This window comes from Brevundimonas sp. FV1ye7S (assembly GCF_058680995.1).
This window is the reverse complement of sequence record NZ_CM178726.1, coordinates 2,582,574-2,605,984: the sequence shown is the minus strand read 5'-3', so window position 1 is coordinate 2,605,984 and position 23,411 is coordinate 2,582,574. Positions and strand designations below refer to the sequence as shown.

Genomic DNA, 23,411 nt, shown 5'->3' with positions numbered 1-23,411 from the left:
AGTTTGCTCAGGAAGAGATCAGAACCGAGCGCGAACGCCGATGGTGTAACGCGGCTCGAACTCGTTGCGGCTGTGGAACTGCTTCGCGCCGTCCTTGAACTCGAGGTAGTATTCCTCGATTTCGCCCAGGACGTTGGAGCCGTTGGCGTAGACCGTGACCATGTCGTTGACGTCATAGGTGACGTTGACGTCTACGTACTGAGAGGTGTCCTGATAGATCGGGATGTTTCCGAAGGTGCTGCTCAGGCGAGGCGTGCGATAGTTCCAGGCCACGCGGGCCTGAAGCTTGTCGCCCTGATACCAAACGGCGGCGTTCAAAGACTGCTCGGAGTTGTCTTGGAAGGGCAGAAGATCTCCGTCCAACGCTTTGTCGTTCGTCGAACTATCGGAGAAGGTGTAGCTGCCATCGAAGCCGAAGTCAGACCAGATCGGGGTGTCGATGAAGTCGGACAGGCCGATCTTCGCGCCTAGCTCGATGCCCTGCAACTCACCGCCGTCGGCCTGGATCGGACGGTTGACATCCACACAACGACGGATAACGCCGTCGCCGTCCGGGTATTCAGCGCCGCAGGTCACGGTGCCGCGACGGACGAAGCTGTCGATGTTCAGGCGGAAAGCCGCAATGTTGAACATCGTCGCGGGGCCGTAATAGTACTCCAGCGCCAGATCGAAGTTGCTCGAGCGCCATGGATCTAGATCCGGGCTGCCGGCCAAGGTGGCGCCGGTCACGCGACGGATGCCGCGTGGCGGAGCCGTCGGATCCAATGGCGTCGGGCCGTTGGAATCGGCGGTCGAAATGGTGACGCCCCCGCCGTAACTTCCCAGGTCCAACGGGATCATCGTCTTGGCGTAGGCGGCTCGCAGACGAAGCTTGTCGCTGAAGTCATAGGCCAGGTTCACCGACGGCAACCAGTCCGTGTAGCTGCGGCTCGCGATCGTGTCGCCGATGTCGTTATTCGTGTCGCCATAGGCGCGGACGTCGCCGGTTTGGTTCTGGCGGACGCGGAGTTCGGTGCGGACCATACGCACGCCGATGTCGCCGTGCAGTTGGCCGACCTCGATCGCCCCGTTCACATAGGCGCTGTCCTCATAGAGGTCGACGTCATACGAGTTGCCGGGGATGATCACGTCATAGGCGTTGCCGAACACCCGCTGCTGGAAGGCGCGGGGATCGTCGAAGTCGCGCGGATCCGCCACCCACACCCCGGGAATGCCCGAGGCGACCGAACCGAAGTCGGTCAGGAAGTAGGTGTTGTTGTTCTCGCGCAGCAGCGTGGGCCGATTGACCGTATAGCCCTGGAAGCAGGTCGGGGTGTTGGCGACCGTGCCGGCGGTGCAACTGCTGGGGGTGGGGTCGACGGCGAGGGCCGCGTTGAAGCCGGGGTTGGAGACGAACTCCCCGGCCTGGCACTGCGGATTGTCCATGACGACGTCGATGGCTTTCCACTGCGCCGAACAACCCGCCTGGTTGCCTGCGCCCTGTCCGGCGTAGAAGTCCGAGAACAGGTGGAAGTTTGTGACCTCGACCTCGCGGCCGCTGTGGCGGACGCCGGCGTCGACGCGGGTCAGGAAGCCGAACGCCGGCGCCTCCTGGAACTCGTACGACCCGTCGAACCGGACCACAGTCAGGTCCGAGTTGTTGCGCTGGTTGCCTTCCGACGAATAGGCCCCGACTGTATAGGAGTCCAAGTTCGACATATATTGGCTTAGCGGGACGTTGCCTAAACCGCCGACAATGTTGTTCTCGAAGCCGCTCCAAGCCAGCTTCGAGCCGCCGGTGTCGATATGCAGTTGAGGGTCCGCTCCATAGCCTAGCGGGTTGGGGTTTATGTAGCGTCCGCCCTGGCTGCCCACGACACCGTTTGAGTATTGTGAGGCCGGGTACATGGCGGCGATGGAGGCGGGGTAGAAGGTGCCGCGCGTGCGGTCCGCGCCCTGACGGAATAGGGTAAAGGCCCTGTCAGCTCCGTACTGCCAGTTCGACAGGTCACCCTGCACCTGGCCGTTCATGCTCAGCAGCGAGGCGTCGGCCTTGACGGCCCGCGCGTTGAAGGTGAAGGGGCCGCCCTTGTCGTAGTCCAGCTCCAGGTTGAAGTTCTTGGACTCGTTGTTTGTGACACGGTTGACGGTGAAGGAGTTCACCCACCAGGCGTCGACGTCGTATTCCTCGACGTCCAGCCAGCCCAGGCCGGTGTCGATCGACTCAGTCGGCGTCAGCCAGCCCAGGCCGCTCCAGCGGTTGGAGACGTTCAGACCGGCGGCGCGGTTGTACTCGTCCTGCTTGGTGTAAAAGGCTTCTGCCGTTAGACGGATGCCGTCCTCGATATCGAACTGGAAAGCGGCGTTCAGGCCGACCCGCTCACGCTCGACCACACGGTTGAACATTTCATAGCCGTGCGGCGCAAGCCAGGCATTGCCCGTGCCGCCCCAGTCGTTGCTGCCGAACAGGCTGCCCGCGACCCCGGCGTAGTTATTGCCCAGGTTAGACTCGCTCATGACGCCGGAGACCATCACGCCCATCCGGTCGCCCCGCCAATTCAGCAGGCCGTTGATCAGATAGTCGTCCTGACGAGTGCGTTCGCCCGTCTGGTATTCGGCCGCGCCCGTGACGGTCGTGCCGTAGCTGAAGTCCATCGGGCGACGCGTGCGCAGGTCGATCGTACCCGAAATCCCGGACTGAGCGTTCGTCACGTCCTGCGACTTGAACACGACGATCGAGTTCATCAGCTGCGACGGCACGTCGTTCAGGTTCGGTTCGGCTCTCCCCAGGTTACCGGGGCTCAGATATTGTTCGCCGTTCAGCAGTGTCACGACCTGCGGCAGGCCGCGGATGTTGACGGTCGAGCCTTCGCCGGCGGTGCGTCGGATCTGGATGCCCGCGATGCGTTGCAGGGCGTCGGCCACGGTGACGTCGGGCAGTTTGCCGATGTCTTCGGCCGAGATCGCATCAACCAGCGCCGTCTCGTTGCGCTTGACGTTGATCGACTGGGTCTGCGACGCGCGGATGCCGGTGACGACGATTTCGCCGATCTCGGTCGGGTCTTGGGGCGCCGGGATCGGCGCCTGTTCCGCGGTCTGGGCATAGGCCGGCGCGACAAGCGCCGAACTCGCCATCAAGGCCGCCAGCATGGGCCTCTTGTGGATTCTCATCTCGTTTTCCCTCCTCATTGGCGCCGCGTTTTTGTTGTGCGGCATTGGCTCAAGGCTTGATGATCGACCCTGAAAGCGTGACGTTCGCGCTCAACCCCGCCTCGGCGGCGTCGCGGGCGACGGTGATGCGGTAATCGCCCGGTGCGATGCGCCAGCCGGGCAGTGCGGTGTCATATTCGGCCAGGATGCGCGGCTCGGCCTTCAGCACGATGCGACGCGTCTCGCCCGGCGACAGCGTCATCCGCGCAAAGGCGGCCAGACGCCTGGGCTGGTTGGCCGAGGCGACATACAGCTGGGCCACCTCGGCTCCCGCCCGGTCGCCGCTGTTGGTCACATCGACGGCGACGCTCAGACCCTGGGTGTTCGAAACCGCCAGGTTGGAATAGGCGAAGCTTGTGTAGCTGAGGCCGTAACCGAACGGGAACAAGGGTTTGCGTCCCTCGCGTTCGTACCAGCGATAGCCGACGTCCGATCCCTCGACATAATCGACGGCGAAGGGCTGCAGCACGGCCCCCTGCGGCGCCCCGGGGTTGGAGGCGGCGGCGGCGTCCACGGCCTTCATCTCGGCCAGGCCTGGCACGGACGGGCGCGGCGCCTGGTCGGCCGAGGCGGGGAAGGTGATCGGCAGGCGGCCGGACGGATTGACCTCGCCGAACAGGATGCGGGCGATGGCTTCGCCGCCGCGCTGGCCGGGGTACCAGGCCTGGATCACCGCCGGGGTCTTTTCCAGCCAGGGCATCAGCACCGGCCCGCCGGTCTCCAGCACCACAACCGTCCTGGCGTTGGCGGCCGCGACCGCCTCGATCAGTCCGTCCTGGTCGTCCGGCAAGGACAGGCTCTCGACGTCCTGGGCCTCGGTGGTCCACTGGGTGGCGAAGACGACCGCGATGTCCGCCGCGTGCGCCGCAGCGGCCGCCGCCGCAGCATCCCTGCCATCGACATAGGTCACGGTCGCGTCCGGCGCGACGGCGCGGATCGCGTTCAGCGGCGAGGACGCATGCCAGGTCATCCGCGCGAAAGACGCCGCAGCGCCTGAGGTCAGCGGAATCTCGACCGGCGCGCCGCCGACCGACCGCACCTGGGACGATCCTCCGCCCGACAGCACGCCGACATCAGCATGGCCGCCGATCAGCACGATCCGTTTGGCCGTCTTGGCCAGGGGCAGGACCCCGCCCTGGTTCTTCAGCAGCACGATGCCCGCCTCGGCCGCACGCTGGGCGACCTCGGCGTTCCGGGCGTAGTCGATGGGCTGCGGGGTCGTGACCACAGGCGCATCCAGAACCCCGGTCTCGATCAGGCCGACCAGCAGACGGCGCACCATGTCGTCCAGCCGCGCCTCGGGAATCCGCCCGGCGTCCAGGGCTGCACGGAACGGCGCGTCGAAATACAGGGCCCGGTCCAGTTCCTGGCCCGAAGCCTGGTCCAGACCCGCCAGCGCCGCCTTCTCGGTCGAATGGACCGCGCCCCAGTCGGACATGACCCAGCCGTCATAGGCCCAGTCGCGCTTCAGCACCTGGTTCAGCAGGAAGTCGTTCTCGCAGGCCCAGTCGCCGTTGACCTTGTTGTAGGCGCACATGACCGAGCCGGGATTTCCCCGCTCGATGGCGATCTGGAAGGCCAGCAGGTCGCTTTCGCGCAGAGACGCCTCGTCCAGCCGCGCGTCCATGATCATCCGCCCGGTCTCTTGCGAGTTGAAGGCGAAATGCTTGATGGTCGAGACGATCTTGTTCGACTGGACGCCGCGGATATGGTCCCCGGCCATGACCCCGGCCAGCAGCGGATCCTCGCCCAGATATTCGAAATTCCGTCCGTTCCACGGGTCGCGCGTGAGGTTCACCCCGCCGGCCAGCAGGATGTTGAAGGTCTTGGCCCGCGCCTCGGACCCGATCATGGCCCCGCCGGCATAGGCGATCTCGGGATCGAAGGTGGCGGCCGTCGCCAGGCTGGAGGGCAGGGCGGTGGCGACGTCGCCCTTGCGCTGTTCGACCTGGTTGGCGACGCCCAGGCTGGCGTCGCTTTCGCGCAGGGTCGGTATGCCCAGGCGGGGTATGCCGGGGATATGGCCGGCCGAAGGAATCATGTCGGCGACGGGGGCGCCGGGCGTCTGCGCGGCCATCGGCGGGAAATAGCCGTGGATCAGCTGCAGCTTCTCGTCACGCGTCATCCGGGCCAGCAAGGCGTCGGCCCGGGCGGCGACTTCGGTTGCGACGGGGGTGGCCGAGGCGGGTTCGCTCGAGACTGGCCGGCCGTCCGTCTGGGCGAAGACCGCGACAGGCGTCATGCCGATGGCCGTCGCCAGGGCGAGACGACTGATCAGCGACAACGAGAGGAAATTCATACCGGCTCCCAAACTCATCCAGAGACGGCGACGGCCGTCAGAACAGAAGTTGGGACGCGGCGCACACCATCGGGGATGACGGCGGGCAGCCGACATCGTTGCTCGCCGAGGCGAGCTTTTCGATCATGTTTGCGGATGGCGTTTGTCGCGCCGTGGTTCGCCGGCCCGAATGGCCGATGATCGTTCCGCTCCCTGCACGGAGGATCTTCGTCCTCTCGCAGGCAAAGGAAAGCACGGATTGAGAGCGTTCACAATACGAAATGGATGTAATGGAACGGCGTTATGCCTGATGAACGGATCACAAGTCGTTTCAGTCAGAGGTCCAGTCAAACGCCGCAGCGCAAGTCCGTCCGGGCGCACCCAAGCGTAAAACCCAGGCGCGCACTGCGCCTGGGTTCGCCGGTCCGTCTGACGACATAGAGAAGCTTGGATGCAGGGCGGTTCGGGCTCAGATCACCCCGATCATCGAGGCCACCAGCGGGTGGCGCACGATGTCGCGTTCGGCGAGGCGCACCACGGCGATTTCGTCGATGGCCTCCAGACGGGCCGAAATATCGGCCAGGCCGGAAATGCCCGGCAGCAGGTCGGACTGCTGGGGGTCGCCCGTGACCACCATGGTCGAATGCCAGCCCAGCCGTGTCAGCAGCATCTTCAGCTGCACATAGGTGCAGTTCTGGGCCTCGTCGACGACGATGAAGGCGTTGTTCAGGGTGCGGCCGCGCATATAGCCGATGGGCGCGATCTCGATCAGGCCCTCCGCCATCAGGGCCTTGACCCGCTTCATGCTCAGCCGGTCCGAAAGGGCGTCGTAAAGCGGGCGCAGATAGGGGGCCAGCTTGTCCTCCATGTCGCCGGGCAGGAAGCCGATCGACTCCCCGGCCTCGACGGCGGGGCGGCTCAGCACGATGCGGCCGACCTTGCCGGCCTCCAGCGCCTCGACCGCCTTGGCCACGGCCAGATAGGTCTTGCCCGTGCCTGCCGGGCCCAGCGCCATGACCAGATTATGCGCGTCGATGGCCGCCATCATTTCCGTCTGGCCCTCCGACTTCGGCTTCAGCGTCTTCAGATAGCCCTGCTCGCGGTCGTCGTTCGAGGAATGGGGCGACCATCCCGACCGTTCGTTATGGGGGGCGTGGAGCCGACGCACCTTCGACTCCTCCATGAACTCCCGCGAATCCAGGATTCCGTTTTCACGGGACTGACGCTTCATTGCCGCACGCTTTGTCATGGACGTCTCCAGGGCATGAAAAAAGGCGGACCCATACGGGTTCCGCCTTGGCTGGTCTTGGGGAGGAAAAGGCCGTGGCCCGTGTCGTGACGGCCGCCCGGATCGACAGCTTGGCCGTCAGAAACGGGACTGACCCGCCGCCCAACAACCGAACCCGGATCCCAACGCGCCACGCGAAGCCCCGACTAATGACCGGATCGGGCTTGATCCGGCTTCGGATCCGGGGCCGAAATGGCGACCCACGAATCGCATCAACACTCTGATGCTAACGTGGTTAGAAATCTGTTAAAGCCCTCGTTTTTAGAAGATTAGGCGGCGTTCTGATGACCATTTACACATTGGGCGACAGCAAACCGCAGTTTCCCGCGCCCGGCGAATACTGGGTCGCGCCGAGCGCATCGGTGATTGGGAACGTGATTCTGCACCCCAACGCCAGCGTCTGGTTCGGCGCGGTGCTGCGTGGCGACAACGAGCCGATCACTGTGGGGCCCGACAGCAACATCCAGGACGGCAGCGTCCTGCACACCGACATGGGCTCGCCCCTGACGCTGGGCCGGGGCGTCACCGTCGGGCACCAGGCCATGCTGCACGGCTGCGAGGTCGGCGACTACAGCCTGATCGGCATCGGGGCGGTGGTGCTGAACGGGGTGAAGATCGGCCGCAATTGCATCATCGGCGCGAACGCCCTGCTGACCGAGGGCAAGATCATTCCCGACAACAGTCTGGTCGTGGGCCAGCCGGGCAAGGTGGTGCGAGAGCGCGATTCCGACCAGATCGCCGTCCTGCAGATGTCGGCCGAACATTATGTGCAGAACTGGAAACGGTTCGCGGCGGATCTGCGCGCCCTCTAATCTCCGCTCAACCCGGCTTGCGCCGGGATGCGCGGGATCAGGAGGCTAGAATCCTTCGCGCCGCATCGGCGTCCTTGTCGATCTGGGCCTTCAGGGCGCCTAGCCCGTCGAAGCTTTCCTCGCCGCGCAGCCAGGCGACCAGTTCCGTCTCGATGACCTGGCCGTACAGGTCGCCGTCGAAATCGAACAGCCAGACCTCGAGCAGCGGGGTCTCCAGCGCATACATGGGCCGCACGCCCAGGCTGGCGACGCCGTTGACGACCCGCCCGTCCGCCAGACGGCTGCGGGTCGCATAGACGCCGTAGGCGGGGCGCATGTAATCGCCCAGCGCGATGTTGGCGGTCGGCACGCCGATGGTGCGGCCGCGCTTGTCGCCGTGGATCACCTCGCCCTGAAGAGCGAAGGGGCGGCCCAGGATGGCGGCGGCCCGGTCCATGTCCCCGGCCTTCAGGGCCTCCCGCACGGCGCTGGATGACAGTTTCAGCCCATCGGCGTCATCCAGGCGTTCGGCCACCGAAACCGTGAAGCCCAGCCGCTCGCCATAGGTCTTCAAGGCTTCGGGCGAGCCGGACCGCCCCTTGCCGAAGGTGAAGTCGAAGCCGACGGCGGCATGGCGCACGCCAAGCCCCCGCGCCAGCACCTTTTCGGCGAAGTCCGCATCGCTCATGCCCGCCATCTCGCCGTCGAACGGCAGCAGATACAGGATGTCGACCCCCAGGGGCGCCAGGGCCTGGGCCATCTGGTCCGCCGTCATCAGGCGAAAGGGCGCCGCCTCGGGCTGGAACCAGCGGCGCGGATGGGGATCGAAGCTGACCACGCCGAGCGGCGCGCCCAGCCGTTCGGCGGCGGCCTTTGCGCCCGCAATGACCGCCTGATGCCCCCGGTGCACGCCGTCGAAGGCGCCGACCGCGACCGCTGCGCCTCTCAGGGCGTTCGGCAGGTCGCGCCAGTCGCGGACGATCTGCATCAGCGCTGGGAGGGCTTGCGCCGGCGCGGAACGCGGACGACGGCGACGCCGTCCATGATCATGGTCTCGCCGACAAAGCCTTCGCAGCTCAGCTTGACCCGCGCGCTCTCGGCCTCGACCTCGATCACCGTAATCAGGATGCGGACGACGTCGTCGATCCGCACCGGCTGATGAAAGGCCAGGGTCTGGGAGATGTAGATCGACCCGGCGCCCGGGAGGATGGTGCCGACCACGGCCGATCCGAACGAGGCGCTCAGCAGGCCATGCGCGATCCGGCCGCGATAGGCGGTCTTGGACGCAAAGGCCTCGTCCAGGTGGACAGGGTTGAAGTCGTCGGACGCCTCGGCGAACAGCCGAATCCGGTCCTCCGTGGCGACCACGATTTTCTCGGCGGCCATGCCGACGTGAAGTTCGTCCAGGATGTAACCACCGGACGGATGCTGCTGTACCAATTCGACCATGCTGCAGGCTTTAGCTGCGGTGCGACAAAATGGCGAGCCTTACCAGGCGAGTTCGAGCGCGGCGTATCGCGCATATGTTGTTTCAGCCTTCAGCAGATCGCCGGCGCGGGCGGGATCCAGCGTCCCGTCCTCGCCCCGGGCCTGGTCGCCGTGGATGCCCTGGGCGATGAACAGGCAGTCCAGGGCCTGGGCGTTGGCCCCCATGATGTCGGTGACGACGCCGTCGCCGATGCACAGGACGCGCGACCGATCGACCGGCCGGCCCAGCAGCGTCTGCGCCTCCTTGATCGCCAGATCATAGATCGGGGCATAGGGCTTGCCCGCCATGACGACCCGGCCGCCCAGCGACTCGTACAGGTCGGCCAGCGCCCCGCCGCAGTAGATCAGCTTGTCGCCGCGCTGAACCACCCGATCGGGGTTGGCGCAGATCAGCTCCAGATCGCGCGCCGCGCCGACCGCGAACCGCTCGCGATAGTCCTGAGGCGTCTCGGTCGTGTCGTCCACGGGGCCGGTGACGGAGATGAAGGCGGCTTCCTCTGCGCCGGCGGCGCGGTCCAGACCCAGCCCGGCGTAGAGGGGGGCGTCACGCTCTGGCCCGACGATCCAGGCCGGGCCGGGCGCCCGCTTGGCCAGTTCGGCGCGCGTGGCGTCCCCGGAGGTGACGAAGGCCTTCCAGGCCTCGCGCGGCACGCCCAGGCCGTCCAACTGGGCGATCACGTCCGAGGCCGGCCGGGGCGAGTTGGAGATCAGCACCACATGCCCGCCCTCGCGGTTGAACCGCATCAGAGCCTCGCACGGGGTCGCCCAGCTTTCGCGCCCGTTGTGGATCACCCCCCAGACGTCGCAGAGCAGGATGTCATAATCGCCGGCGACGGCGCCGAGGTGGGGCAGGGCGTGGGGGAGGGTCATGGGCGTCTGAGTAGCCGCTCGGACGCCATGACGAAAGTCTCCTCCCCATGAAACGGGGAGGAGGCAGACAGGCCGGTTCAGCTGAACCGACGCCTTTGTTCAGCGCTGCGCAGGGTGGAGCGCAGGAAGTCGGCGGGCGGGTCGGTCTCGGCCAGCACCTGTTCCTTGATGGCGCGGGGTTCGCCGAACAGGTGGCCCTGGCCCATCGCGACGTCCAGCTCGAGGATGTCGACGACCTGACGCTCGTTCTCGACCTTTTCGGCGATGACCTCGACGCCGTAGCGGCGGGTCAGGGCGGCGAAGTCGGCGGCCTGGATGTCGGGCATGGAGCGCAGCGGCGCCCCGCCGTCGAGATCCAGAAGCTGTTCGATCAGCAGGTCGGCCGACACCTTGATGAACTTGACGTCCGCCCGCTGCAGGTCAGCGAAGTCGAGGTCCAGCGTCTGGACCTTGTCCAGCGAGAAGCGGAAGCCCATGTCGGCCAGCCGCGCCATGTTGCGCGCCTCCACGGCGCCGCGCGCGTCGAAATTGGCCTGGCCCAGCTCGAAGATCAGGGCCTGGTTCAGATCGCGGTTCTCGCTGAGGAACTCCAGGAAACGCGGGAAGAAGGTCTCGTCGCCCAGCGAGGTCAGGGCCACGTTGCAGAAGACCCCGACCTTGCGGTCCTGGCGCGCCAGCCGGCGCACGATCTGGGCGCAGCGGAACAGCAGCAGATTGTCGATGGCGGGCACCAGGCCCTCGCCCTCGGCCAGCGACAGATATTCGGCCGGCATCATGACCCGGTCGGTCGCGTCGCGCAGGCGGGTGAAGCTCTCGTAAAAGATCGTGCGGCGCTGGGGCAGGGATACGACGGGCTGGAGATAGAGGTCCACCCGACCCTCGCTGAGCGCCTCGTGGATGGTGCGCAGCAGGACGTTCGACTGGGCCTGGCGCCGGCCTTCGAAGGTCTCGACCCCGATGCTGGGGGCGGCCGACAGCCGGTGGTCGATGCTCTCGCTCATCTGCTGGACCAGGGTCTCCAGCATTCGCACTTCGCCGGTCAGGGCGTCGGTGTCTGACAGGGCGCCGCTCTCGATGGCGTGGGCCAGTTCGGTCAGGGCGCCCTGGGTCGACTCCATCGCATCGGCCAGCAGGCGGTGGGCCTCGCGGACCTGGTCGATCTCCTTCTTCAGGGCGCGACGGGCGGCGACGCCCGTGACGATGCCGTGGAAGGCGCCCAGCAGACCCAGCGCCCCGAGCGCGCCCGCTACGCCCGCGCCGGCGCCCAGGCCCGCACGCCACAGGAAGGCCCCCACGGTCATGCCGAGGAACAGATAGGCGAAGTACAGAAAGCCCGTGGTCAGGTTACGCATCGGCTGGCGGTGGCCACTCCCGGATGGAATCGCCTGAGTATCAGGCTATCAATGTCGTTCGGCTAGAGCCGGGGCGCAAATAACCCGGCGGAACTCAAGGGAAACCCAATGGAACTGTTCGATCTCACCGGCAAGGTCGCCATCATCACCGGCTCGTCGCGGGGCATAGGCAAGGCGATCGCCGAGCGGCTGGCCGAACACGGGGCCAAGGTGGTCATCTCCTCGCGCAAGGCCGGGCCGTGCGACGAGGTCGCCGCCGAGATCAACGGCAAGTACGGCGAGGGGCGCGCCATCGCGGTTCCCGCCAATATCGCCTCCAAGGAGGATTTGCAGCGGCTGGTGGACGAGACGAACGCCGCCTTCGGTCAGATCGACATCCTGGTCTGCAACGCCGCGACCAATCCCTACGCCGGGCCGATGGGCGGGATCGCCGACGATCAGTTCGAGAAGATCCTGCAGAATAACGTCATCTCGAACCATTGGCTGATCCAGATGGTCGCGCCGCAGATGGTGGAGCGCAAGGACGGGGCGATCCTGGTGATCTCGTCTATCGGCGGCCTGCGCGGCAACGCCCTGATCGGCGCCTACAATATCTCCAAGGCGGCCGACATGCAGCTGGTGCGGAACCTGGCGGTGGAGTGGGGACCGTCGAACGTGCGGGTCAACTGTATCGCGCCGGGCCTGGTCCAGACCGATTTCGCCAAATATCTGTGGGAGAATCCCGAGCTGCTGAAGACGGTGACGGAGCCCGCGCCGCTGAAAAGGATCGGCCAGCCGGATGAAATCGCCGGCACGGCGGTCTATCTGTGCAGCCCCGCCTCGGCCTATGTGACGGGGCAGACCCTTGTGGTGGACGGTGGATTGACGATTGCCTGGTGAAAACACGCGAGAAGAGCCGAAGTTTGAACGCGCCACAGAGGCGCGCTCAAACAGCCCGAAGGGCGGCAGCGCCACAAGCGTGCGGCAGGATCTGATCTGGCGCCTGCAGGCCGTCGCCTTCCAGGCGTTGTTTTCGTTCCTGCGTCTGCTCGGGGTCGAGCGCGCCTCGGGCCTGGGCGGGTGGCTGTTGCGGACGCTGGGACCGAAGACGGGCACCCAGAAGACGGTGATGCGCAATCTGCGGATCGCCTTCCCCGACATGGCGGACGCCCAGCGCGAGGCCCTGGCGCTGGAACAGTGGGACCGGACGGGTCGGACCTTCGCCGAACTGGCGGTCATGGATCAGCTGACGCCCGAGGGCGGGCGGGTCGAGGTGGTCGGGATGGAGCGGCTGCACGCACTGCGTGACAGCGGCAAGGCGGCTGTGCTGATCTCGGGCCATCTGGCGAATTTCGAAGTCATGGCGGCGGTGATCATGGCCTCGGGCCTGCCGTGCCAGGTGACCTATCGCGCGGCGAACAATCCCTATGTGGACGCCCTGATCCGCCAGAGCCGCGAGCGCTACGGCATTCGCCTGTTCGCGCCCAAGGGCGACGGGACGCGCGAGCTGATGGCGGGGATGAAGCGGGGCGATTCCATCGCGCTTCTGGTCGATCAGAAATACAATCAGGGGCCGGAGGTCGAGTTCTTTGGTCAGCCGGTCAACGCCTCGCCGGGGGCGGCGCGACTGGCGCTGAAGTTCGGGGCGGTGATTCAGCCCCTGTCGGTGGTGCGTCTGCCCGGCGTGCGGTTCCGGGTGACGGCGCATGAGCCGATCATGATCCCCGAGACCGCGGACAAGGCGGCTGACGTGCTGGCGGGCGTCCAGGCGGTGAACCGCTTCGTCGAGGATCGGGTTCGTGAGGTTCCGGAGGACTGGTTCTGGGTTCACCGGCGCTGGCCGGACAGGGTCTATGCGGCCCTGGGCGATCGCCTGGAATCGGCCGCGCGGCGGAACGGCCCGGCATAGGCCTCGACGTCGCGACGTCGGCGGCAGGGACCGCAGTAGGCGCTCGTCTTGATGAAGGCGCGGGGCTTGAGGATGACCGCGTTTATCCGGTCGAGGATGGCCTTGGCGGTGATCGGCTTGACTAGGAATTCGGTGACGCCGGCGTCGCGGGCCGCATAGATGCGGCTCTTTTCGGCATGGCCGCTCATCATGATGATGGGCAGGTAGATATTGGCGCTGTCCGGGCCGGTGCGGACCAGCCGCGTGAACTCGACGCCGTCCAGCGGGAACATGTTGTAATCGACGATGGCCAGATCGACGGGCTGGTGGCTGAGAATGTCCAGGGCGACGGCGCCGTCGGGCGCTTCGTGAACCTTGTGGATGCCGGCGGAATTCAGCACGGCCGAGGTGATGGCGCGCATATGCTGATTGTCGTCCACCAGCAGAACGGCCAGCGATTGAAGCGATGACATCGGAGCCCCCGAAGCGAGGCGGGGAAACTACGTGTTTATCCTTACTCTCGCAAGCTGAGCCATAAAATCAGGCCAGACGCCGGGGCGCGCGGGCGCCGACCAGCAGGGACGGGTCCAGATTGCGGTCGCGCCATTTCAGGCGCCAGCACAGATGGGGGCCGGTGGCGCGGCCCGTCATCCCGACGCGGCCCAGGGGATCGCCGCGCCGGACGGGCTGGTTCGGGGTCACGTCCAGTTGCGACTGGTGCAGATAGGCGCTGATCAGGCCCTGGCCGTGGTCGATCAGGGTCAGGCCGCCCTCGAAATGCATGTTCGGGCGGGTGAAGATGATGCGGCCGTCGGCCGGGGCGCGGATCACGGTCCCGGCCGGGGCGGCCAGGTCGACGCCGTAGTGGGGCCGCGCCGGCGTGCCGTTCAGGATACGCTGAGCGCCCCATTCGCTGGAGATGCGGTAGGTTTCGAGCGGCCAGATGAAGCCGTCGCGGAAGTCGTCGGCCTCGGCCCGGCTGGCGAAGGCCTCGGTCTTGAGGGCGACCTCCTGGCGGATGCGGTCCAGAAGCGCCGGATCGCTGGGTTCGACCGTGGCGGGCGGCAGGCCGTCCACGCGGGTCGAGGGGAAGGCGTAGGGCGCGACGTCCAGGACGCGGCGGGTTGATCGGGCGCCGGATCGGACCTCGATCTCGGCCAGGGCGGGGGCGTCGCGGTCGAAGCCGACGATGAAGAGGCCGTCGGTCGAGGCGGTGGACAGGGCCTCGCCGTCCACGAGGATCAGGGCGCGCGGCTCGGTGCGTCCCAGGGCGTAGCCGCCCTGACGCCAGGCGCCGTTCAGGACCAGATCGACCGCGCCCTGAGCCGGGGCCGAGGCGCCCAGCCTGTGCGGGGTCGCCAGGGCCGCGCCGAAGCCGAGCAGCAGCGGGCGGCGGCCGATCAAGGGGCGGTCATCCGGGCGATGAACTCGGCCGGGCCGAAATAGGCCTCCTGCCGGGTCGGGCTCCAGTAGCGCAGCACCTCCAGCGGGATCGGCTTTTCCGTGACGGCGCAGCGCACGAACCGTCCCGGTTTCAACACCGCGAATTCGCCGTCGCCATAGTGGAGGGCGGCCTGTGTCGTGTTCGTCGCGTCCATGGGGTCAGTTAACGATGATCGGGGTTCGAGGCCAAGGACAGTTTCACGCCGTCGCCGGGTTGGGGCCGGCCATTTCGGCCTTGTGATCGATGGCGGCCTGTTTGGCCTCGGGCGAGCCCGAAACCGGCGGGCGGGGCCGGCCGCCCATCCGGTCGGTGAACAGGAAGACGAAGGGGTTCAGCGAGATCGACAGCAGGGCGGCGGCCAGGATCAGGTCGTGGGTCTCGCGGCTCATGGCCCCCAGGCTGACGCCCAGGGCGGCCAGGATGAAGGAGAACTCGCCGATCTGGGCCAGGGAGGCGGCGACGGTCAGGCCGGTGGACCGGTCCAGCCTGAAGACGCGGGCGATGGCCAGGGCGGCCAGCGACTTGCCGATGATGACGATGCCGAGGACGCCCAGAACGGCCCAGGGCTGGCGCACCAGGATCATCGGGTCGAACAACATGCCGACCGAGACGAAGAACAGCACGGCGAAGGCGTCGCGCAGGGGCAGGGACCGTTCGGCGGCGTTGTGGCCCAGCGGCGAGGCGTTCATCACTAGGCCGGCCAGGAAGGCGCCCAGGGCGAACGAATGGAACAGATAATAGGCCAGCCAGGCGATGCCCAGGGCGATGGCCAGGACGCCCAGGGTGAAGAGCTCGCGCGAGCGGGTGTGGGCGATGCGGACCAGCAGCCAGGGGATCAGCTTGCCGCCGACGACCAGCATGCCGGCAACGAACAGGGCGACCTTCAGCAGGGTCCAGCCGATGCCCATGCCCAGGGCGGCGAGGTCGGTCTGGGTTCCGGCGGGCACGATGATCATGGGCAGCATGACCAGGGCGATGACGATGACCAGATCCTCCACGATCAGCCAGCCCACGGCGATGCGGCCGACCTCGCCCTTGACCTGTTTGCGCTCTTCCAGGGCGCGCAGCAGGACCACGGTGGAGGCGACCGACAGGGCGAAGCCCATCAGCAGGGCCTCGACATCCCCCAGGCCCAGCACCACCCGGCCCAGGGCCCAGCCCAGGACGGTGGCGACGGCGATCTGGACCAGGGCGCCGGGCACAGCGACCTTGCGCACCTGCATCAGATCCCTGGGCGAGAAATGCAGTCCGACCCCGAACATCAGCAGGATGACGCCGATCTCGGCCAGTTGCGGCGCCAGTTCGGTGTCGGCGACGAAACCGCCCGTATAGGGGCCGACGGCCACTCCCGCGACCAGATAGCCGACCAGGGGCGACAGCTTCAGCCGATTGGCCAACATGCCGAACACGAAGGCGAGGACGAATCCTCCGACCAGGGTGAGAATCAGGCTGTCGGCATGCGGCATCGAGGCTCCTGTCGCGGGCGAAGGGGTGATTTTTGGATAGGTTCAGGTGGGGCGCTTTGCCCCGTCTGACAAGATGACGCAGTGTCGCGTCGGGTAGAATTGGCGTCATCTTCGCGCTTTCGCTGCGAAGTTATGGAGGGCTGGGCGGGGCGCCGGGCCTTCGCCCGGAGTTTTGTGTTTTGAGTACCGTTTCGACGAAGGTTTGACGCCCCGCGCGAATGGTTGGCCTGCAAGCTCGGGGCGCCGAGCGGTGGCGGTCTTATCGCCTAACCCCATAAGCCTGCGACGGGTCGGCGGTCCCTGCGAAGAACCGTCCCGAGTGCGGCCGAGTATCCCCCTCGACCCTCCGACGGCGTCCTGAGACGCCGTCGGCGCGGAGGGATCACACCCCCGCTCCCGTTCCATCCGCTCTCGCCGCCGCAAGGTCGCAGGCCAAGCGAGCCCTCCAAGCGACGAGACCGGGCGTGACTATAGGGGGTGGGGAAACCCTGGCGGGAAAGTCGGGGCGAGAATCTGGCAAGGGGTTGGAATCATTGGAGTGAGACCAGCGTCATTGTGACAGTTGGCGCCGTTCGGGCCCCCTCCGTCACGGCGCTCTGCGCCGCGCCACCTCCCTAAGGGGGGAGGATTTCGGTGCTCGCATTCCTCCCCCCTTGGGGGAGGTGGATCGCCGGCGAAGCCGGCGAGACGGAGGGGGCGCGGACCTAGAACCAGCCGCCGCGGCGCCAGCGGTCGTCGCCGCGGTAGCGGTCGTCGGGGATGTAGCGGCCGTCCCGGTCGTACCAGCCATAGCCCTGCTGGTAGCGGTCGTAGCCGTCGAGGACGTAGGCCTGGTCGAAATAGGGACCGTCTTCCGCCTCCCACCAGTCGCGGGGGTAGGGGGTCTGCTGGCAGTCGTACCCGCCGTCGTTGCCGTTCCAGGACGGGGCGTAGCGGTCGCGGTAGCGGTTCTCGAAGCGGGGGCGGCACAGATCGCGGGACCAGACGCTGTTGCCGCGCGCCTGGATGGTCGCGCGTTCTTCGGCGTAGATGGCGTCGCGGACGCCGGCGAAACTGTTGCCCGTGACCACGGCCCGGCCCGAGGCGGCCGCGACCCCGACCTGGTTCACGCGGACGCGGTTCTGATCGAACAGCAGCTCGCCGTTATAGAGGACCGCCCCCTTGTCGCCCTTGCAGATCCGGCTGTTGGAGACCGAGACCGAGGCGCCCTCGACCGCCACGCCCTCGACATAGCCGCAGATTTTGGCGTTGCTGACGGCCACCTGGCCGTAGTCGCGCGCGGCGCGGACGATCAGGCCGATGGCGCGGGGGCCGAAATTGTTCGGCTGTTCCGAACCGATCAGGGTGACCGAGGTCAGGGTGGACGGCGCGCCCGATCCCGGCGTCAGGTCGACGCCCGACTGGGCCCCGGCGACCGCGGTCTCGTACAGGGTCACGGCGGCGCCGTCGGCGACGATGGCGGCCGAGACGGTGCGGGCGTCGATCAGGACGTCGCGCAGGTCCAGCAGGCCGCCGTCGACATAGAGGGCGGCCTCGTCGCCGACATGACGGAAGCCGACCCGGCTCATGACGATCTCGGCGTTATAGCCGACCACGCAGGCCGCATCGCCGGCGCGGGGCGAGGCGAAGACCAGGTCGCGGACCTCGACCCGGACGCCGGGCGCGACGGTCAGGCAGGGCAGGCCGTCCGGCGCCTGAAGGGTCGGCGTCGCCGCATCCCAGCGGCGCGGATCAAAGCCGCTGTCGCCGATGACGGTCATCGGCTTGTCGATGTTCAGCCAGCCGACGCAGGCGCCGGCCCGGGCGCGGATGATCAATGTGCCGCCGGGGCGCACGCGCTGGACCGCGCTTTCGATCGCGCCCGAACCGGGATTGCCGCCGCAGTCGACCAGGACGACTTCTTCCTGATGAGGGGGGCGGGGCAGGGGCCGCCAGTCGGGGCCGCGATAACGGCCGTAGTCGTAGCGGCGATGGGCGCGCGGGCGGCTGCGGGTCGGCGGGTCCAGCAGGACGCCGAAGTTGGGCCGGGTCTGGGCCTCGACCTTGGCGGCGACCTGAGCCTGAACCGGGTCGGGCAGGGCCGCCAGGGTGGATAGGGCGAAGGCCGCGAGGAGCGAGACTTTCGCGAGCGAGCGGATGTTCATGCGACCAGACCCTCCCTGTTAACGGCGCTGTTGTTGGGCGCGGGACACCTGGGACAGCAGGGCCTGCAGGCGCGAGGCCGAGGGGCCGAAGCCCGACAGCGCGGATTCGATGCGGTAGGCGACGGCGTCGGCCTTGTCCTGATCCGCCACCCCGGCGACGCCGAGGGCGAAATAGGTGGACATGGCGAACTTGGCCTCGGGGCTGCCCTGGCGGGCCGCCTCTTCGAACCACTTGAACGACCGGGCGTAGTCGGCCGGCAGGCCGATCCCCTCGGCGTACATGACCGCCAGCACCAGCTGGGCCTCGGACGAGCCGTTGACGGCGGCCAGCTGGATGGCGCGGACCCGTTCGACCGGGGACAGCCGGCTTTCGGTCGCATGGCCGATCATGGCCTCGAAGGCCTCGATCTGCTGACGGGACAGTTGCTCGGGCGCGGTGACGGCCTCGGGGGTCACGCCCAGATAGCGCAGGGCGCGGCCGACGTGGACGAAGGGCAGTTCGCCCTGCATCCGCGACAGGGCGTATTCATAGGCGTCGCCGCGCGGGCGGCTCTCGTCCGAGAAGGGCACGCCCGAGGCCGGGGCCTCCAGCGGATAGAATTCGAACGGCGGCGTCCACTGGCGCGCCTTGGCCTCGACGAAGCCGGCGTACTGGGCGCGGCCGGGCGAGGAACGTTCGAAATCCTTCATCAGCACATAGGCGCCGACGTCGCCGGTCTGGACCGCCAGATAGTTGTACAGATAGGCGTCGACGTCGTTGCGCTGGAACAGGTTGATCGCGGCCCAGTAGCCGCCGCGCGGACGCTTCTGGCCGAGGCCCTGGCCGTCGGGCGCGCGGCCCAGGGCCTCGCGCGCCTCGGGATTGTCCTCGGGCTCGCCGAACGGGCCGTACAGACCGTCATGCAGCCGGGCCAGGGTGCGATAGCCCTCGGCGTCCTGGGTCGAGAGGACGTAGATGACCCGGTCGCGCACCGCCTCCTGCTCCTCGCGGCTCATCCGCGACAGCTGGCGGTCCAGCACCTGATAGGCGCGGTGGCGTTCGAAGGCGCGGCAGTCGTCGTAGCGCGACAGCGGGCGCCAGCCGCCGGCGCCGAACAGTCCGCCCCTGTTGCGTTCGACCCGGTTGATCGGAGCGTAGCCCTCGTCATTGGCCAGGGCCATGGCGTACCAGACCGCGCTTTCGATCGGGTCCTCGATATTCTTGTCGGTGGCGCGGACGGCGGCGTAGCGCGAGCCCAGCTCCAGCTGGGCGAAGACGTCGCCGCGGAAGGCGGCGCGGCGCAGGGCCCGCAGACCGGCCTCCTGGGCGTTGAACTCGGACCCCGTCACCGAGGCGGGGCGGGGGCAGGAGAGGGCGGCGTCATTCTGGCCGCCCCGACGCCAGAAGCCCGGCCGGCCGTCGCCGCAACTGGCCAGGAGCAGAACGGCGATCAGAAGGACCACGATCGCCAGGGCGCCGCCGGCCAGGGGCGTGCGATGCCGCTGGAGACGGAAGGGGTCGTGCGCCGTTTTGTCGTGCTCCTTCATCAGTCGCTGTCGCCCCCGGTAATCCTGTGTACGCCATGACGCAGGACGACGCCCACGTGCGCCGACAGGTCCGATCGTTCATCATGGTTAACGCTGTTTTGCGACAAAGCTGTGCGGCAGCAAGCCCCTATTTTCAGGCCGGAGAACCTTGTTGTTTGATTTCCGATGCTTAGAAAATTCGGTCCTGAGACGAAAGCTCGCGTCGGAGACGACCGCCCCCTATATCGGCTGCGAATCGAAGGAGCCGCCCATGTCCCACGTCGCCCGCGACGACCGCCCCGCCGACAAGGCTGACCGTTACGCCGAGGTCGAGGCCGAGGTGCTGGCCGTGCTGGAGGGGGAGCCCAATCTGACGGCGCGGATGGCGACGGTCGCCTCGATGCTGGCCGACGCCTTCGACGACTTCTTCTGGACGGGCTTCTACGTGGTGGTGCCGGACAAGGCGGATGAACTGGTGGTCGGGCCCTATCAGGGGACGCTGGGCTGCCTGCGGATCGCCTTCGGGCGCGGGGTGTGCGGGACGGCGGCGACGACGCGCCAGACCCAGATCGTCGAGGACGTCCACGCCTTCCCCGGCCATATCGCCTGCGACAGCCGTTCGGCCAGCGAGATCGTCGTGCCGGTGCTGGACGCCAAGGGCGATCTGATCGCTGTGTTCGACGTGGACGCGACCACGCCGGCCGCCTTCGACGCCGTGGACCAGGCGGGGCTGGAGCGGCTGATGGCCAGGGTCTTCGCCGCCGGCTGAGTTGAAGAACAAGAGGGGGAAGGGATGGAGGACGAGATGACGCAACGGGTGATGGTGATCACCGGCGGGCACGGGGTGCTGGGCCGGGCTGTGCTGGAGGCCGCGCGGGCGGCGGGGCTGGCGGTCGCCGTCATCGACCACGCCGAGGGCCATCCGGTTCCGGCCGGGGTGCTGGAGATCGGCGGGGTGGACCTGACCGACGCGGCCCAGGCAGAGGGGGCCGTGGCCTCGGTCATCAGCCGGTTCGGGCGGCTGGACGTGCTGGCCAATATCGCCGGGGGCTTCGTGTGGCAGACGACGGACGACGCGGCGCCGGCCTGGGACCGGATGCAGGCGCTGAACCTGACCACCGCCCTGAACGCCAGCCGCGCGGCCCTGCCCTATCTGAAGGCGGCGCCGGACGGGCGGATCATAAATGTGGGCTCGGCCGCTGCGCTGAAGCCCGGCGCGGGCATGGGGGCCTATGGGGCGGCCAAGCTGGGCGTCCACGCCCTGACCCAGGCCCTGGCGGAGGAGCTGAAGACGACGTCGGTGACGGTCAACGCCGTCCTGCCCTCGATCATCGACACCCCGGCCAACCGCAAGGACATGCCGGACGCCGATCCGGCGACCTGGGTGGCGCCGGCCGATCTGGCGGCGGTGATCCTGTTCCTGGCCTCGCCCGAGAGCCGGGCCATGACCGGGGCCCTGGTGCCTGTGACCGGGCGGGTCTGATGCGGGGCGATCTGGTCCGCAGCGTCCTCTATTTGCCGGCGTCGAACGGGCGGGCGGTCGAGAAGGCGCGGACGCTGGACTGCGACGTGGCGATCCTGGACCTGGAGGACGCGGTGGCGCCCGAGGCCAAGAGCGAAGCGCGGGCGGCGGCGGTCGCGGCTGTGAAGGCGGGTGGGTTTGGGCCGAGGCTGGGCGTGCGGATCAACGCCCTGGATACCGACTGGGGCGAAGACGATCTGGACGCCCTGGCTGAAGCGGGCGCCGACCTGATCGTCGCCCCCAAGGTGGAGACGGTCGAGACGGTCTACGCGATCTCGGTTCGTGCGCCGGAGGCTGCGTTGTGGGCCATGGTCGAGACGCCGCGCGGGCTGATCGCGCTGAACGACATTGCTGCAGCGGGCGGGCGGCTGGACGGGCTGATGCTGGGGGTCAACGACCTGGCCAAGGCGCTGGGGACCGGGGCCTCGCCGGATCGCGAGCCGTTCAAGCCGTGGCTGGCGGCCCTGGTCGTCGCGGCGCGGGCGCATGGGCTGCTCGCGGTGGACGGGGTGTTCAACCGGATCGAGGATGCGGACGGACTGGCGGCCGAGGCGGCGCAGGGGCGGCTGTACGGGTTCGACGGCAAGAGCCTGATCCATCCGTCGCAGATCGCCGCCGCCAACGCCGCCTTCTCGCCGTCGGAGGCCGAGGTCGCCCGGGCGCGCGACATTGTCGAAGCCTTCGCCGCGCCGGAGGCCGAGGGGCGGGGCGCGATCCGGGTTGGGGGGGCCATGGTCGAACGCCTGCACCTGGACCAGGCCGAAGCCTTGCTGGCGCGACACGCCGAGGCGACGAACCGCCGGTAAAGCGCCGATCCGGCGTTTCCTATTGCGCCCGGACGCTGTAGGAAGCCCGCCCTTCGAGGAGCCGGGTCATGACCACGCCACAGCCGCTGACGATCGGCATAGATTTCGGCACGACCAATTCCGTGGTCGCCCTGGCCGATCCGAAGACGGGCGCCGTCCTGGTGCAGTTCGCGATCGAGGGCGGCGAGACCGCCACCTTCCGCTCGGCCCTCAGCTTCCAGTTCCACGCCGCCGAGGGCGAGGGGCGGCCGGAACGGATCGTCGAGGCCGGCCCCTGGGCCATCGAGGCCTATGTCGAGGATCCGCACGACACCCGGTTCATCCAGTCGTTCAAGACCTTCGCCGCCAGCGCCGCCTTCACCGAGACCCGCATCCACGACCGTCGCTATACGTTCGAGGATCTGCTGTCCGCCTTCCTGCTGAAGCTGCGCCACCATGCGGGGGCGGCCATGGCCGACCTGCCGCCGCGCGTCATCGTCGGCCGGCCCGTCACCTTCGCCGGCGGCCGGCCCGACGAGGCCCTGGCCCTGGAGCGTTATGAGACCGCCTTCAAGCGGCTGGGCTTCGAGGACGTCCGCTACGCCTATGAACCGGTCGGCGCCGCCTTCTATTTCGCGCGGACCCTGAAACAGGACGCCACCGTCCTGGTCGCCGACTTCGGCGGGGGCACCAGCGACTTTTCGATCATCCGTTTCGAACACACGCCTGACGGGCTGAAGTCCACGCCCCTGGCCCGGTCGGGCGTGGGGGTGGCGGGCGACGCCTTCGACTATCGGATCATCGACAATCTGGTGTCGCCGGAACTGGGCAAGGGCAGTTTCTACACCAGCCTGGGCAAGACCCTGCCGGCGCCCCAGCGCTATTATTCCGCCTTCGCCCGCTGGGACCAGCTGGCCCTGCTGCGGGCCTCGCGCGACATGCGCGACATCCGGGGCCTGGCCTCGACATCGCTGGAGCCCGAGAAGATCGAGCGGCTGATCGAGGTGCTGGACGACAACCACGGCCACGCCCTGTACCGCGCCGTCTCGACGTTGAAGCAGGACCTGTCGCGCGCCGAGACGGCCCAGTTCTCGTTCGTCGCCGGCGGGGTGCGGATCGAGGCTCCAGTCGCCCGCGCCCAGTTCGAGGCCTGGATCGCGCCGGAGCTGACCGCCATCGAGACCGCCCTGGACGAGGCGCTTCAGGCCTCGGGCCTGCCGCTGGAGGGTATCGACCGGGTCTTCCTGACCGGCGGCACCTCCCTGACCCCGGCCGTGCGCGCCCTGTTCCACCGTCGCTTCGGCGCATCGCGGATCGAGACCGGCGGCGAGTTCGAATCCATCGCCGCCGGCCTGGCCCTGATCGGGCTCCAGCCCGACGTGGAGCGCTGGACCGAGGGCTGAGCCGCCGCCGCGGTGCGG

The 23,411-nt window shown here is 67.9% G+C and carries 20 protein-coding genes; 7 read left to right on the top strand and 13 right to left on the bottom strand.

Annotated features, from left to right (window positions below; all coding sequences use genetic code 11):
• Positions 1-18: 18 nt before the first annotated feature.
• The 3 genes from ACW18C_RS12705 to ACW18C_RS12695 all read right to left on the bottom strand — a co-directional run bounded on the left by ACW18C_RS12705 (position 19) and on the right by ACW18C_RS12695 (position 6,728).
• Positions 19-3,150 (bottom strand): TonB-dependent receptor, encoded by a 3,132-nt coding sequence (locus ACW18C_RS12705; RefSeq protein ID WP_492071238.1) that lies wholly within the window; start codon positions 3,148-3,150, stop codon positions 19-21.
• 49 nt (positions 3,151-3,199) lie between these two features.
• On the bottom strand, positions 3,200-5,488 hold the full coding sequence (locus ACW18C_RS12700) for a beta-glucosidase (RefSeq protein WP_492071236.1): 2,289 nt from the start codon (positions 5,486-5,488) through the stop codon (positions 3,200-3,202).
• Positions 5,489-5,936: 448 nt separating this feature from the next.
• The gene (locus ACW18C_RS12695; RefSeq protein ID WP_154725752.1) at positions 5,937-6,728 is read right to left on the bottom strand and encodes a PhoH family protein; all 792 of its coding nucleotides are present in this window, start codon (positions 6,726-6,728) and stop codon (positions 5,937-5,939) included.
• A 311-nt stretch (positions 6,729-7,039) separates the two neighbouring features.
• Here ACW18C_RS12695 and ACW18C_RS12690 point away from each other — a divergent pair, with 311 nt between their 5' ends.
• A complete protein-coding gene (locus ACW18C_RS12690; protein WP_492071234.1) occupies positions 7,040-7,567 on the top strand; it encodes a gamma carbonic anhydrase family protein in 528 nt (175 codons plus the stop codon).
• 37 nt (positions 7,568-7,604) lie between these two features.
• Here ACW18C_RS12690 and ACW18C_RS12685 read toward each other — a convergent pair whose 3' ends face one another.
• The 4 genes from ACW18C_RS12685 to tipF form a co-directional block, all read right to left on the bottom strand.
• Positions 7,605-8,534: a bifunctional riboflavin kinase/FAD synthetase gene (locus ACW18C_RS12685; protein ID WP_035305580.1), complete on the bottom strand. Its 930-nt coding sequence runs from the start codon at positions 8,532-8,534 to the stop codon at positions 7,605-7,607.
• On the bottom strand, positions 8,534-8,995 hold the full coding sequence (locus ACW18C_RS12680) for a MaoC family dehydratase (protein WP_008263736.1): 462 nt from the start codon (positions 8,993-8,995) through the stop codon (positions 8,534-8,536). Before ACW18C_RS12680 ends, ACW18C_RS12685 begins: the two co-directional genes overlap by 1 nt.
• 39 nt (positions 8,996-9,034) lie before the next feature.
• Positions 9,035-9,904 carry a TIGR01459 family HAD-type hydrolase gene (locus ACW18C_RS12675; RefSeq protein WP_492071232.1) on the bottom strand — a complete coding sequence of 290 codons (870 nt, stop codon included), beginning with the start codon at positions 9,902-9,904 and terminating at the stop codon, positions 9,035-9,037.
• A 77-nt stretch (positions 9,905-9,981) separates the two neighbouring features.
• Positions 9,982-11,256, bottom strand: a complete 1,275-nt coding sequence (gene tipF / locus ACW18C_RS12670; protein WP_008258738.1) for a flagella assembly cyclic-di-GMP phosphodiesterase TipF — start codon at positions 11,254-11,256, stop codon at positions 9,982-9,984.
• A 108-nt stretch (positions 11,257-11,364) separates the two neighbouring features.
• On the opposite strand from tipF, the gene ACW18C_RS12665 reads away from it, so the two are divergent.
• Complete coding sequence (locus tag ACW18C_RS12665; protein WP_008260395.1) at positions 11,365-12,135, top strand: SDR family NAD(P)-dependent oxidoreductase; 771 nt, start codon at positions 11,365-11,367, stop codon at positions 12,133-12,135.
• 79 nt (positions 12,136-12,214) lie between these two features.
• Positions 12,215-13,144 carry a lysophospholipid acyltransferase family protein gene (locus ACW18C_RS12660; RefSeq protein ID WP_492071229.1) on the top strand — a complete coding sequence of 310 codons (930 nt, stop codon included), beginning with the start codon at positions 12,215-12,217 and terminating at the stop codon, positions 13,142-13,144.
• Here ACW18C_RS12660 and ACW18C_RS12655 read toward each other — a convergent pair.
• From ACW18C_RS12655 to ACW18C_RS12630, 6 genes are all read right to left on the bottom strand, one after another.
• Positions 13,087-13,596, bottom strand: coding sequence for a response regulator (locus ACW18C_RS12655; protein ID WP_035305571.1), 510 nt, complete (start codon positions 13,594-13,596; stop codon positions 13,087-13,089). The genes ACW18C_RS12660 and ACW18C_RS12655 overlap by 58 nt on opposite strands.
• Before the next feature lie 67 nt (positions 13,597-13,663).
• On the bottom strand, positions 13,664-14,527 hold the full coding sequence (locus ACW18C_RS12650) for a M23 family metallopeptidase (protein WP_492071227.1): 864 nt from the start codon (positions 14,525-14,527) through the stop codon (positions 13,664-13,666).
• Positions 14,524-14,721 carry a DUF2093 domain-containing protein gene (locus tag ACW18C_RS12645; protein WP_008261088.1) on the bottom strand — a complete coding sequence of 66 codons (198 nt, stop codon included), beginning with the start codon at positions 14,719-14,721 and terminating at the stop codon, positions 14,524-14,526. Before ACW18C_RS12645 ends, ACW18C_RS12650 begins: the two co-directional genes overlap by 4 nt.
• 43 nt (positions 14,722-14,764) lie before the next feature.
• Positions 14,765-16,033 carry a cation:proton antiporter domain-containing protein gene (locus ACW18C_RS12640; protein ID WP_492071224.1) on the bottom strand — a complete coding sequence of 423 codons (1,269 nt, stop codon included), beginning with the start codon at positions 16,031-16,033 and terminating at the stop codon, positions 14,765-14,767.
• Positions 16,034-16,737: 704 nt separating this feature from the next.
• The gene (locus tag ACW18C_RS12635; protein WP_492071223.1) at positions 16,738-18,177 is read right to left on the bottom strand and encodes a right-handed parallel beta-helix repeat-containing protein; all 1,440 of its coding nucleotides are present in this window, start codon (positions 18,175-18,177) and stop codon (positions 16,738-16,740) included.
• Between the two features lie 18 nt (positions 18,178-18,195).
• Positions 18,196-19,704 (bottom strand): tetratricopeptide repeat protein, encoded by a 1,509-nt coding sequence (locus tag ACW18C_RS12630; RefSeq protein WP_492071222.1) that lies wholly within the window; start codon positions 19,702-19,704, stop codon positions 18,196-18,198.
• Between the two features lie 250 nt (positions 19,705-19,954).
• Between ACW18C_RS12630 and ACW18C_RS12625 the strand changes: the two genes are divergently transcribed.
• From ACW18C_RS12625 to ACW18C_RS12610, 4 genes are all read left to right on the top strand, one after another.
• On the top strand, positions 19,955-20,452 hold the full coding sequence (locus ACW18C_RS12625) for a GAF domain-containing protein (RefSeq protein ID WP_492071220.1): 498 nt from the start codon (positions 19,955-19,957) through the stop codon (positions 20,450-20,452).
• A 36-nt stretch (positions 20,453-20,488) separates the two neighbouring features.
• Positions 20,489-21,166 carry an SDR family NAD(P)-dependent oxidoreductase gene (locus ACW18C_RS12620; RefSeq protein ID WP_492071219.1) on the top strand — a complete coding sequence of 226 codons (678 nt, stop codon included), beginning with the start codon at positions 20,489-20,491 and terminating at the stop codon, positions 21,164-21,166.
• Positions 21,166-22,011 (top strand): HpcH/HpaI aldolase/citrate lyase family protein, encoded by an 846-nt coding sequence (locus ACW18C_RS12615; protein ID WP_492071218.1) that lies wholly within the window; start codon positions 21,166-21,168, stop codon positions 22,009-22,011. The genes ACW18C_RS12620 and ACW18C_RS12615 overlap by 1 nt, the downstream gene beginning before the upstream one ends.
• A 68-nt stretch (positions 22,012-22,079) precedes the next feature.
• Positions 22,080-23,393 (top strand): Hsp70 family protein, encoded by a 1,314-nt coding sequence (locus ACW18C_RS12610; protein ID WP_008259600.1) that lies wholly within the window; start codon positions 22,080-22,082, stop codon positions 23,391-23,393.
• The last annotated feature ends 18 nt before the right edge of the window (positions 23,394-23,411 follow it).